Annotated in this window: 14 protein-coding genes; 7 read left to right on the top strand and 7 right to left on the bottom strand. The window is 71.8% G+C overall.

Annotated features, from left to right (window positions below; translation table 11 throughout):
* From FV228_RS10655 to FV228_RS10670, 4 genes are all read left to right on the top strand, one after another.
* Nucleotides 1-1,312: alpha-E domain-containing protein (locus FV228_RS10655; protein ID WP_147854601.1), on the top strand; the 1,312-nt coding region annotated here is incomplete at its 5' end.
* Between the two features lie 130 nt (nucleotides 1,313-1,442).
* Nucleotides 1,443-2,357, top strand: coding sequence for a transglutaminase family protein (locus FV228_RS10660; RefSeq protein WP_147854602.1), 915 nt, complete (start codon nucleotides 1,443-1,445; stop codon nucleotides 2,355-2,357).
* 120 nt (nucleotides 2,358-2,477) lie between these two features.
* Nucleotides 2,478-2,702 (top strand): antitoxin MazE family protein, encoded by a 225-nt coding sequence (locus tag FV228_RS10665; RefSeq protein ID WP_147854603.1) that lies wholly within the window; start codon nucleotides 2,478-2,480, stop codon nucleotides 2,700-2,702.
* Nucleotides 2,703-2,733: 31 nt separating this feature from the next.
* Nucleotides 2,734-3,084, top strand: a complete 351-nt coding sequence (locus FV228_RS10670; protein WP_147854604.1) for a type II toxin-antitoxin system PemK/MazF family toxin — start codon at nucleotides 2,734-2,736, stop codon at nucleotides 3,082-3,084.
* Between the two features lie 24 nt (nucleotides 3,085-3,108).
* Here the strand turns inward: FV228_RS10670 and FV228_RS10675 are convergent, their stop codons facing one another.
* From FV228_RS10675 to FV228_RS10695, 5 genes are all read right to left on the bottom strand, one after another.
* A complete protein-coding gene (locus FV228_RS10675; protein ID WP_147854611.1) occupies nucleotides 3,109-3,720 on the bottom strand; it encodes a pyridoxamine 5'-phosphate oxidase family protein in 612 nt (203 codons plus the stop codon).
* A gap of 5 nt (nucleotides 3,721-3,725) precedes the next feature.
* Complete coding sequence (locus FV228_RS10680) at nucleotides 3,726-5,429, bottom strand: lysine--tRNA ligase (RefSeq protein WP_147854605.1); 1,704 nt, start codon at nucleotides 5,427-5,429, stop codon at nucleotides 3,726-3,728.
* A gap of 115 nt (nucleotides 5,430-5,544) precedes the next feature.
* On the bottom strand, nucleotides 5,545-5,829 hold the full coding sequence (locus FV228_RS10685) for a type II toxin-antitoxin system RelE/ParE family toxin (RefSeq protein ID WP_147854606.1): 285 nt from the start codon (nucleotides 5,827-5,829) through the stop codon (nucleotides 5,545-5,547).
* On the bottom strand, nucleotides 5,819-6,046 hold the full coding sequence (locus FV228_RS10690) for a hypothetical protein (protein WP_147854607.1): 228 nt from the start codon (nucleotides 6,044-6,046) through the stop codon (nucleotides 5,819-5,821). The genes FV228_RS10685 and FV228_RS10690 overlap by 11 nt, the downstream gene beginning before the upstream one ends.
* A 67-nt stretch (nucleotides 6,047-6,113) precedes the next feature.
* Nucleotides 6,114-6,929 carry a transporter substrate-binding domain-containing protein gene (locus FV228_RS10695; RefSeq protein ID WP_238259783.1) on the bottom strand — a complete coding sequence of 272 codons (816 nt, stop codon included), beginning with the start codon at nucleotides 6,927-6,929 and terminating at the stop codon, nucleotides 6,114-6,116.
* Nucleotides 6,930-7,126: 197 nt separating this feature from the next.
* On the opposite strand from FV228_RS10695, the gene FV228_RS10700 reads away from it, so the two are divergent.
* Both FV228_RS10700 and FV228_RS10705 read left to right on the top strand, forming a co-directional pair.
* On the top strand, nucleotides 7,127-8,989 hold the full coding sequence (locus FV228_RS10700; protein ID WP_147854608.1) for a glycosyltransferase family 2 protein: 1,863 nt from the start codon (nucleotides 7,127-7,129) through the stop codon (nucleotides 8,987-8,989).
* Nucleotides 8,990-9,113: 124 nt separating this feature from the next.
* The gene (locus FV228_RS10705) at nucleotides 9,114-9,323 is read left to right on the top strand and encodes a cold-shock protein (RefSeq protein WP_007563113.1); all 210 of its coding nucleotides are present in this window, start codon (nucleotides 9,114-9,116) and stop codon (nucleotides 9,321-9,323) included.
* A gap of 161 nt (nucleotides 9,324-9,484) precedes the next feature.
* Here FV228_RS10705 and FV228_RS10710 read toward each other — a convergent pair whose 3' ends face one another.
* A complete protein-coding gene (locus FV228_RS10710) occupies nucleotides 9,485-9,961 on the bottom strand; it encodes a hypothetical protein (protein ID WP_238259751.1) in 477 nt (158 codons plus the stop codon).
* Between the two features lie 122 nt (nucleotides 9,962-10,083).
* On the opposite strand from FV228_RS10710, the gene FV228_RS10715 reads away from it, so the two are divergent.
* On the top strand, nucleotides 10,084-10,395 hold the full coding sequence (locus FV228_RS10715; protein WP_147854609.1) for a hypothetical protein: 312 nt from the start codon (nucleotides 10,084-10,086) through the stop codon (nucleotides 10,393-10,395).
* On the opposite strand, the gene FV228_RS10720 is transcribed toward FV228_RS10715, so the two are convergent.
* Entirely contained in the window at nucleotides 10,373-10,759 is a 387-nt protein-coding gene (locus FV228_RS10720; protein WP_147854610.1) for a TIGR02300 family protein, read from the bottom strand. The genes FV228_RS10715 and FV228_RS10720 overlap by 23 nt on opposite strands.
* Nucleotides 10,760-10,897 lie beyond the last annotated feature (138 nt).

Here is a 10,897-nt window from a genome sequence, read left to right on the forward strand (position 1 = left end):
CGCCTTGGCGGCCGAGCGGGCGCGGGTGGTGGCGGCCCTGCGCGACCGGCCGTTCGACTACGTCGCCCAGGAGGCCGCGCCGCTCTCGACCATGCCGGGCTGGGAGCGCGGCGACAACGGCCTCTCCCTGGTGCCCCGCCCCTTCGTGGTGCGCGTCTTCGCGGCCCGGACGCCCGCGGGCTGGCAGGTCATGCCGGGGGGCTTCTGCCGGGTCTCGGAGCGCGAGGACGTCGACCCGATCGAGATGCGGCTCGGCATCCGCTCGGCCGACCTGTGGGTGCTGTCCGAGAGCCCCGTCGAGGCGCCGCTGATCGGCTCCCACGCGGCCCCGCGGGTGCGCCGGGTCGGCGGCCACCTGCCGTCGCGTGCCGCCGACGGCCTGTTCTGGTTCGGCCGCTACCTCGAACGCGCCGAGGCGGTGATCCGTCTGGTCCTGGCGCACCTGCGCAGCGTCGGCGACGCCGTGGGGGCAGACATCTCCGGGGCCCTCGACACGCCGGCCGCCCTGGCCCTGCGGGCGCTCCTCTACGAATGGGGCGCCACCGGCGCCACCGACCTGCCCACGGCCCGGCTCGCCCAGGAGGCGCTGACCGGGCGCGAGCGCTCGGGCTCGGCCCGCGCCCACATCGTCTCGGCCCGGCGCAACGCCGCCGCGCTCCGCGCCCGCCTCTCCGGCGAGGCCTGGCGGGTGCTGGCCGACCTGATCGAGATCGTGTCGCTGGACACCGACCGGGCCTTCACCGAGTCGCAGCTCGCCGGCCGCGCCGAGCGGGCGCTGAGCCAGCTCGCCGCCCTGTCCGGGCTCACCCACGAGAACATGAGCCGGGCGGAGGGCTGGCACTTCGTCGAGCTCGGCCGGCGCGTCGAGCGGGCGATCAACACCTGCACCTTCGCGCTGTCCTTCGCCAACGACGAGGCGACCCCGGGCTGCCTCGGGGTGATGCTCTCGCTCAGCGACTCGCAGATCAGCTACGGCCGGCGCTACATGCAGGGCGCGGCCCTCGACCCGGTCCGCGACATGGTGCTGCTCGACCCCTACAACCCGCGCTCGATCGCCTTCCAGGCGGAGGCGATCGCCCGGCACCTCGACGACCTGCCGGCCCTGTCGGCCGACGGCATCCCGGAGCCGCATCGCCGCATCGCTTCCCGGATCCTGGCGGAGCTGCGCAGCGGCGAGGCCGCCGATTTCGACGCCGTGCGCCTCACCGCCCTGGAGACCGACCTCGAACGCCTCGCCGACGGCATCGCGGTGCGTTACTTTCCGGCCGGGCCGAACGCGCTGCGCCCGGAAAAGCTGACGGGTCTGGCGTGATGATGGACCCCGTGGATTCCGGCTTGGATTCCCGGTGGGATTCTCGGCCCTGCGTCAGGATCGCCGCAAGACCGGTGATCCTTTCGGCCTATGATGCCTGCGACAGACGTCAAATCGCGCGGCCGCCGGGATGATCTACACGCTGCGCCACCGCACGACCTACCGCTACGGCAAGCCGGTGCGCTTCGCCCGCTGCGCCCTGCGGCTCAAGCCGCAGGACGGCGAGGGCCAGAGCGTGCTGGCGAGCGCCGTGACCATCGACCCGAGCCCCACCACCGCGGTGATGCGGCGTGACTATTTCGGGATCGAGGCCGTGGCGATCACCCTCGACACCCCCCACACCACCTTCAGCGTCGAGGCGCTCTCCACCGTGCGGGTCGAGCGCCGCGTCCCGCCGGAGCCCGAGGCCGGCCAGCCGTGGGAGCGGGTCCGCGACGCCGTGGTGGCCGGGTGCGACCTCCGCGGCCGGGCGCCGGTCCATTTCCTGTTCCCGAGCGGCCGGGTCCCCCTCGTCCCCGCTGTCACCGACTACGCCCGCGCCAGCTTCATGCCGGGCCGCAGCGCCTATGGGACGGCCTACGACCTGATGCTGCGCATCCGCGCCGACTTCCGGTTCGACGCCAAGGCCACGAATGTGCGCACGCCGCTCGCCGAATCCTTCGCGCTCCGGGCCGGGGTCTGCCAGGATTTCGCCCACGTGATGATCGCGGGCCTGCGCGGCATGGGGCTGCCGGCCGCCTATGTCAGCGGCTACCTGCGGACCGTGCCGCCGCCGGGCCGGCCGCGCCTGCTCGGCGCGGATGCGAGCCACGCCTGGGTGGCGGTCTGGTGCGGCAACGGCTGGCTCGGCCTCGACCCGACCAACGGCGTGGCGGTGCGGGACGACCACATCGTGGTGGCCCGGGGCCGCGACTACGGCGACGTGGCGCCGGTGGACGGCATCGTCAGCGGCTCGGGCAAGCAGCGCCTCAAGGTCGAGGTCGACGTGATCCCCGAGACCGAGACGCAGGATTTTTCCCAAGCCGGTCTCGCCCTGGTGGGGTGAAACCAGGCCCGGCCGCGTCGCTCGGCGCGCCGTGACGGCGACGTGTCGGGGTTGCCCGCTTCGCCTTGACGTTCCTCGCGGCGTCATCCCATCTGCTTCCTGTTACGCAGGGGGGCATCGATGGCCACGCCCATCGCTCAGCAGGTTCGGAAGCATCGGGATGCCTTGCGCGCGGCGGGGCTCCGGCCGGTGCAGTTCTGGGTGCCGGACACGAGCCGGCCGGGCTTCGCCGAGGAATGCCGGCGGCAATCGCGGCTGGTGGCGGCAGCCGATGCGTCCGACCCTGAGCTGAACGCCATCCTCGACGCCGCCCTCGCGGATCTGGACGACCTAGCCGAGTCGTGAGGCGCGGCGATCTCGTCACCGTGGCTAAAGCATCGTTCCGAAAGGTGGCCTCCGGCTTTCGGAAAAGGACGATGCGAATCAACGCGCTAGGGCGGGCGATTTCGGGAAACCGCGTCCGGCCCTCGTGATCCAGTCCGACGCATTCGCGCAGACCGGCACCGTGACGGTCCTCCTGCTGTCGGCGACCTTGGTGGACGCGCCGCTGATCCGGCTGACCGTGCAGCCGACGCCGGGGAACGGCCTGAACAAGCCGTCTCAGATCCAGATCGACAAGGGCATGTCGGTGAGGCGCGAGAAGGTCGGGGCGTCGATCGGCCGCCTCGATGACGCGACCCTGCTGGCGGTGACGCGTTCCCTCGCGCTGTTCCTCGGTCTCGCGTAGTTTTGGCGACCGGATCGGCCGTCCTCACCACATCGTCTTGGCGGCCCGCCCCGGCCATTCCGCGTCGTAGGCCTGGCCGCCGACCTCCCCCGCGGTGAGCGCGGCCAGGATCGCCCCGGGGCTCGGCAGGTCCGCCGGATCGACCCGGGCCTCGGGCTCCCACAGCCGGGCGCGAACGATCGCCCGGGCGCATTGAAAATACGCCGCCTCGACCGTGATCACGAGGGCCGTGCGCGGCGCGTGCCCGTCTACGCGGAACGAATCCAGAAGATCCGGGTCGGCCGAGATCACGGCGGTGCCGTTCACCCGGAAGGTCGTGCCCGAGCCCGGGATCAGGAACAGCAGCGCCACCCGCGGGTCGCGCACGACGTTGCGCAGGGAATCGATCCGGTTGTTGCCACGCCGGTCGGGCAGGATCAGCGTGCGCGGGCCGGCCACCCGCACGAAGCCCGGCCGGTCGCCCCGGGGGCTGCAATCGAGCCCCTCGGGGCCGCTGGTCGCCAGCACCGCGAACGGCGCGGCGGCGATCAGCGCCGCGTAGTCCGGCATGATCGTCGCCGTGACCTTGGCCACGGAGGCGGGCGCCAGGGACGGCGCGTAGATCGCCTCCAGCGCCGCGATGCTGTCGACGACCACCGCGCTCACGCGACGCCTTCGGCGGGGCGGCCCACGAAGGCGGCGTGCTCCGCCACCAGGGCCCCCGACAGGGCCGACGCGATCAGGGCCCGGGTCTCCGCCACCCCGTAGAGGGCCACGAAGGAGCCGAAGCGCGGCCCCCGCGCCTCGCCGAACAGCACGTTGTACAGGCTCGTGAACCACGCCTGCGACACACCCGGACGCCCGTCCGGGCTCTTGGCCTTGCCGGACGTATCGGGGAAGTGGCGCCGCCCGACCTCGTAGACCGCCGCCTGCAGGGCCTCCGGATCGGTGGAGCCGGCATGGGCCGCCAGGGTCTCCGACAGGTCATCGAGGGCCGCCCGCTCCTCCTCCGTCGGCGCCCGGTAGGTCTTGGCCGGCCGGACGAAATCCGAAAAATACTTGAGAGCGTGGACCACCAGCCGGTCGAGCCCCGGATGGGTCTCCGGCCCGGTCTGCGGCGCATAGCGGCGGATGAAGCCCCACAGCACCGCCGGATCCTCGGTGTTGGCCACCGCGGCGAGGTTGAGCAGCATCGCGAAGGTCAGGCTCGCGCCCTCGACCCGCTCCGGCTCGGGCGGGTTCCCGGCATGCAGGTGCCAGACCGGGTTGCCGAGGCGCAGCTTCGCGTCCTGGCCGGAATAGCGGTCGAGGAAGCCGATATACTCGTCGACGTTGCGCGGGATCACGTCGAAGAACAGGCGCTTGGCCTCGCGGGGCTTGTTGTACATGAACAGACCCAAAGATTCCGGCGTGCCGTACTTCAGCCAGTCGTCGATGGTCAGGCCGTTGCCCTTCGACTTCGAGATCTTTTGGCCCTTCTCGTCGAGGAACAGCTCGTAGTTGAACCCGTCCGGCGGCTCGCCGCCGAGCGCCCGGGCGATCTTGCCCGACAGCTTGACCGAATCGATCAGGTCCTTGCCGGCCATCTCGTAATCGATGCCGAGCGCGACCCAGCGCATCGCCCAGTCGGGCTTCCATTGCAGCTTGGCGTGGCCGCCGGTCACCGGGGTCTCGTAGCGCTCGCCCGTGGCGGGATCGCGCCAGACCAGCGTACCGGTCTCGACCCGCACCTCGTCGATCGGCACCTGCATGACGTGGCCGGTGACCGGGTGCAGGGGCAGGAACGGCGAATAGGAGGCCGAGCGTTCCGCGCGCAGCGACGGCAGCATGATCTCCATCACGGCATCGTAGCGCTCCAGGACGCGCATCAAAGCCGCATCGAACACGCCCGAGCGATAGCAGTCCGTCGCCGAGCGGAACTCGTAGGCGAACCCGAAGGCATCCAGGAAGCGGCGCAGCTCGGCGTTGTTGTGCGCCCCGAAGCTGTCGTGGGTGCCGAACGGGTCCGGCACGCGGGTGAGCGGCTGGTTGAGATGCGCGGCCAGCATCTCGCGGTTGGGCACGTTGTCCGGGACCTTGCGCAGCCCGTCCATGTCGTCCGAGAAGGCGATCAGCCGGGTCGGCACCGCGTCCCGGGTCAGCACCCGGAAGGCGTGGCGGACCATGGAGGTGCGGGCGACCTCCCCGAAGGTGCCGATATGCGGCAGCCCCGACGGCCCGTAGCCGGTCTCGAACACCACCTCGGTCGTGCCGGATTTCTCCAGCCGCGCGACGAGCTTGCGCGCCTCCTCGAAGGGCCAGGCGGCGGCGGTGGCGGCCGCCTCGATCAGGTCGGGGTCGAGGGTCAGGGCAGGTGCGGCGGGCATGATCTGGGGACTGAGGGTACGCTGGGATCGCGCACCCTAGAGCGGTTCGAGCCCCAGCGGAACGCCCGTCGGCGCAATCCGGTGTCCCGGCGGCGTTCGGGGCGACTGTGGGCCTTCAGGACTGTGGCTGGCGCGCGGCATGCCGGACGCCGAGGATGACGATCTCATCCGTCGCGACGCGATATGTGATCGCGTAGGGGGATGGGCGTACCCGGAGACGTCGGACACCGGGCCGGGCCGTCACGGAGCCTGCAAAGGGATGTCGCAGGAGAAGGTCGATGGCCGCCCGAAGCCGCAGTTGGACCTTGCGCGCGTCCTGCGGGTTCTTCTGGTCAAGGTAGGCCAGAGCCTTGCCGAGTTCCGATGCCGCGGGCTGGGTGAGCGCAGCCTCACAGGCCATATTTGGCCCAGATGGCGCGCACCTCCGATTCCGTCGCGAACTTGCCACGCGCAGCCGCTGCCTCGGATTCGTCGAGTTCCGCCTCCTCCTCCGGGGTGAACCGGTAGAGCGGCGCGTCCTCATCGACGAAGGCCAGCATCAGGCGTGCGATCTCGTCCTGCACTTCCGGGGCAAAAGTTTTTGCCCGCGCCACCGCCTTGTCGAGCAGATCCGTCATGCCTCGATCCTGTCGGAGAGACCCCGCGCGGTGCAGGATCCCCGACTCGCTGCCGGGAAGAAAGCCCTCAGAACGGGCTCACCGGGAAGAACCGCAGGTACAGCTCGGTGTATTTCCCGTCGTCCCAGACCCGCTGGAGCGCGTCGTCCAGCGCCCGGGAGAGGGCGGCGTCCTCCGGGCGGGTGATCAGCCCGATGCCCTCGCCGAAATAGCGGTTCTCCAGGTAGGCGCCGCCGATCAGGGCACAGCAATTCTCCGCCTCCTGGCCGCCGACATAGAGGGCGAGGTTGAGGCCGTCGGCGAACAGGTAGTCGATCTCGCCGCGCTTGAGCGCGCCCTCGGCGGCCGCGAGGTCGAGGAACTCCTTCGGGACGGCTTTGGGGAAGAACGCCTTCAGGTAGGCCGCATGCGCGCTGCCGCCCATCACCCCGACGCTGCGGCCGGCGAGCGCCGCCGCCGAGGGGACCGGCAGGCCCTTGTCGGCCCGCGCGGCGAAGCGCGCCGGCCAGCGGAAATACGGGCGCGTCGCCAGGAATTTCTCGCGTAGGGGCGCGGTCAGCGGGATGGCGGCCGCGATCACGTCGCCCTGGCGGCTGTCCAGGGCGTCCAGCAGGGTGTCGAAGCGGCGCGCCTGCACCGTGCAGGTGATCGTCAACTTCTCGCAAACCGCCCGGGCGAGCTCGACCACGAAGCCGGTCGGGTTGCCGTCCGTGCCGGCAAAGTGCAGCGGCGGGAACTCGTCGTCGGTCAGGAATCGAACGGCCCGGCCGGTCTGGGGCGCCTCGATCCGCTCGCCGCGGCTGCGCGGATTCCAGAAATCCGGGACCGTCACGGCGGGCGTCGCCTCCTGCGGCGCGGCGGTCGCCGCCGCACGGGCGGGCAGCGGACCGGTCCAGACGAGAGCGGCGAGCGCAGCCAAGGCGAGCACGGCGAAAGCGCGTGCGGATCGCGCTCCGCCCGCCCTTGACGGCGGAAATGCGGCGATGCTCCTCTCGGAGGGCGGGAACGGGGTCTGGCTCACGCCCCTCCCCTATCACGTCCTGCCCTACCACGTCCTGGGGCTGCCGGGGGAGCGTCGGCATGTCGGTGCAGCGCCTGCCCACGGCCGCGATCGCCCCGAGGATGTCCCTTCCGCCGGAGATCGCGTTCCTGCTTGCCGAAGGGATCGACGCCCACCTCCTGACCCGGGCGGCCCGGGACGCCGCCGCCGCCGGGACCGATGCGGCGACCGCGCTGCTGAATGCCGGGCTGATGGAGGAGACGGCCTATTACCGCGCCCTGGCCCGACGCCTCGGCGCCCCGTTCCTCGGCGGTCCGATCCCGTTCGGCCTGGGTCTACGCTTCCCCGACAGCCTGGTCGCCGGGCTCGCGCCCCTCGCCCTCGGATCTGGCGCCGCCTGCGTGCTGGCGCCCCGTGGCCGGCTGATCGCCGAGCTGCTCGACGGGCCGCGCCGCGCCGCGATGCCGGCGATCACCAGCCCGACGCATCTGCGCGAGGCGGTGTTCGCCGCGATCCCGGGGGCGGTTGCGGATCACGCCGCGCAGGATCTGCGGCGGCACGCGCCCGAACGGTCCGTGCCCTCCGAGCCGGCGAGCCGGTGGCTGCTGCTCCTCGTCCTCGTGCTGATCGCGGGGCTCTGCCTGTTCGCGGTGTTGCCGGCGCCCCTCGCCCGTGCCGTGACCCTGACCGGGCAGGCCCTGTTCCTGGCCATGACGACGGTCCGGCTCGCCGCGCCGATCATCGCGGCGCCGGTGGCGGCCGAGGCCGTCGAGCTGCTCGCCGACGCCCACCTGCCGGTCTACACGGTGCTCGTCGCCCTCCACCGCGAGGCGGCGGTGGTGCCCGACCTGATCCGGGGACTCGCTGCCCTCGACTATCCGCCGGCGAAGCTCGACATCAAGCTGCTGATCGAGGCGGACGACGCCGAGACCGCGGCCGCCCTGGCGCCGATCGCCCTGCCGGCCCGATTCGAGGTGATCACGGTGCCGCCGGGGGCGCCCCGCACCAAGCCGCGGGCGCTCAATGCCGCGCTGCCGCTCGCCCGCGGCGCCCTGCTCACGGTCTACGACGCCGAGGACGTGCCCGATCCCGGGCAGCTGCGGCTGGCCGCGTCGCTGTTCGCGCGCCTGCCCGAAAGGACCGCCTGCCTGCAGGGCCGCCTCGTGATCGACAATGCCGGCGATTCCCGTCTGGCCCGGGCCTTCGCGCTGGAATACGCGGGCCTGTTCGACGTGCTGAACCCGGCGCTCGCGCGCCTCGACGTGCCGGTCCCCCTCGGGGGCACATCGATGCACCTGCGCACCCGGGTGCTGCGGGCGCTGCACGGCTGGGACCCCTGGAACGTCACCGAGGATGCCGATCTCGGGATGCGGCTCGCCCTGGCGGGCTACGCGGTCGGCGACCTGCCGAGCGCCACGATCGAGGAGGCGCCGGCCCGGCTGGGCCCCTGGCTGGCCCAGCGCACCCGCTGGCTGAAGGGCCTGATGCAGACCAGCCTCGCCCATGGCCGCCGCCCCCTGGCCAACGCCTGCCGCCTCGGCACCCTGGAGGCGCTCTGCGCGGCGGCGCTGGTGCCCGGCACGGTGGCCTCGGCGCTCGCCTACCCCGTCTGCCTCGCCTACGCCGCCTGGCGTTACTTGGTCGCGGAGATTCCGGCCGCCCCGTCCTTCCCGGACAACCTCGTGGCCGGGGTCGCCATGACGCTGTTCGGTGTGGGGTTCGCCGCCATGGTGCTGCCGACCCTGATCGGCTGCGCCCGGCGCGGCTGGGGCGACCTGGCGCAGTCGGCCCCCTGGATGCCGGTCTATTTCCTGCTCGTCAGCCTGGCGGCGTGGCTCGCCCTGATCGAGCTGGTCCGCGCGCCGGTGCGCTGGAACAAGACGCCGCACGGCCTGTCGCGCACCTCGCGCAGCGGCCGGCTGCGACGGCGGGCGCCGCCGTGACGGGCGGTTTCCGATGGCTCGGCCGCCACGCGCGTGCGGAACTTTGGGAACAGTCGGCCAAGCCGGCTCGTTCGGCCCCTGCGGCACGTCGCTTTGGCGAGCCGGAGACGACTAGGACAACTCTATGGCTACCGGTACCGTGAAGTGGTTCAACGAGACCAAGGGCTACGGCTTCATCCAGCCCGATGATGGCGGCAAGGACGTGTTCGTCCACATCTCGGCTGTCGAGCGCGCAGGGATGCGCAACCTGATCGAGGGACAGAAGATCTCCTACGACGTCGAGGCCGATCGGCGCAGCGGCAAGGAGAGCGCGGCCAACCTCAAGGCCGACTGAGCTTTCCCGATCCGGGACCGAGGCGCGCGCATCCGCTTGCGCTTTGGCTAACCGGAGCCGGCTATCACCGGTCCTGCGAGCCGCGTTGCGTATCGGCTCGCGCCGGTGAGATCCACGACCCCCCGCTGCCCGGTGATCGGATCCGGGCGCGGGGGGGCGTGTCACGCCTCGTCCCCGGACGAATGGGCGACCGCCGGACCCCGGTAGAGCAAGGTCGCGTGCCGGTCATGCGTCTTCCACACCGGCAACGAACCCTCCCGAACGAACATCGCGAAGGCCTCGACCGCCTCCCAGCGCTCGAACGCGTCCGCGCCGTCCAGGGCACGACCCACGATACAGGCGGCCTCCGGGGCGTCTGGGGATGAGCCGGGACTGCGACGCTCCAGCGCGAAGACGACGCCCGCCCGATCGGGCCTCAATGCGTCCGGCAGGGCGCCGATCCGACGCCAGAGGCAGTGCCATTGCACGCAGGCCTCGGGACGCTCGGGGTAGATCCCGCAATCCCGGCCGGAATTGTGCCGGCACAGGGTTCCCGCCGGCTTGGCCAGCGCCTTGATCTCCAGGATGCGGCAGCAGGCCGTGCAGGATCCGCAGGATCGGCCGGGAACGAGCGCGCCTGCGGCGTTTGGGACGGTCAAGCGCGGGGTGCCGCGGCCGGGTTTGTCATCGCTGCCGATCCTGTCGGGGGCGGGTGCCGCGAGGACGCCCGCCCGGGCTGCTAAACTGTTGAAATCACCGCCTGCGGTGCAGGACCTTGCCGATGCCCGACACGGCAACGCTCTGGGACCTGGTGACCGACGAGCGCATCGCGACCGGGGCGGTCGGCCGTGCGGTCGATGCCTATCTCGCGGAGCCCGCGACGCGGACGCACGCCTTGGGGCCGGATCACGTCCTGGATCTGGCCGCGGCCGTCGCGGCGCACGCCTTCGCGCCGGCCAAGACGGTCGTTATCGAGGCCGGCGCACCGCAGGGCCGTGCGGTCGGCCCTGTTCATGCGCGGCCCACGATCGCGATGACGCCCCCGACGGCGTCATCGCGATCGGACGATCCTACTCGTCGTCGTCGTCGTTGACCTCGACGAGGTCGGAGGTGTTGTCGTCGTCCTCGTCGACCACGAGGGTGTCGTCCTCGACCGTCTCGCCGTCGTCCTCGATGTCCAGGGCGTCGTCGCCCTCGGTATCGGTGTCCTTGTCGGCCTCTTCGGCCTCGACCTCGTCGAGGGACACGAGCTCGGGGCCCTCGGCCTCGTCCTCCTCTTCGACCGGCGCCTCCTTGCGGGCGACGACGGGAGGGGCCGCCCTGCCGAACGAGGTCGCGACCGCGGTCGGGACGACTTCGCCCGAGTAGGGGGAGACGACGGGATCCTTGTTGAGGTCGTAGAACTTCTTCCCCGTCGTCGGGCAGATCCGCTTTGTACCAAGGTCCGGACGCGCCACTGCAACTCTCCTTAAGAACGTGTTCGATGCCGGATCGCCGGCGTGGTTTCGACGGTGTGTAGCACAGGACGGCGCCCGGTGGCCCGCCTCGACCGAGACGGATCCCACAGGGCCGCCGGGCGCCGTCCTGTGCTACAC

Source organism: Methylobacterium sp. WL18 (assembly GCF_008040015.1).
Classification (GTDB): domain Bacteria; phylum Pseudomonadota; class Alphaproteobacteria; order Rhizobiales; family Beijerinckiaceae; genus Methylobacterium; species Methylobacterium mesophilicum.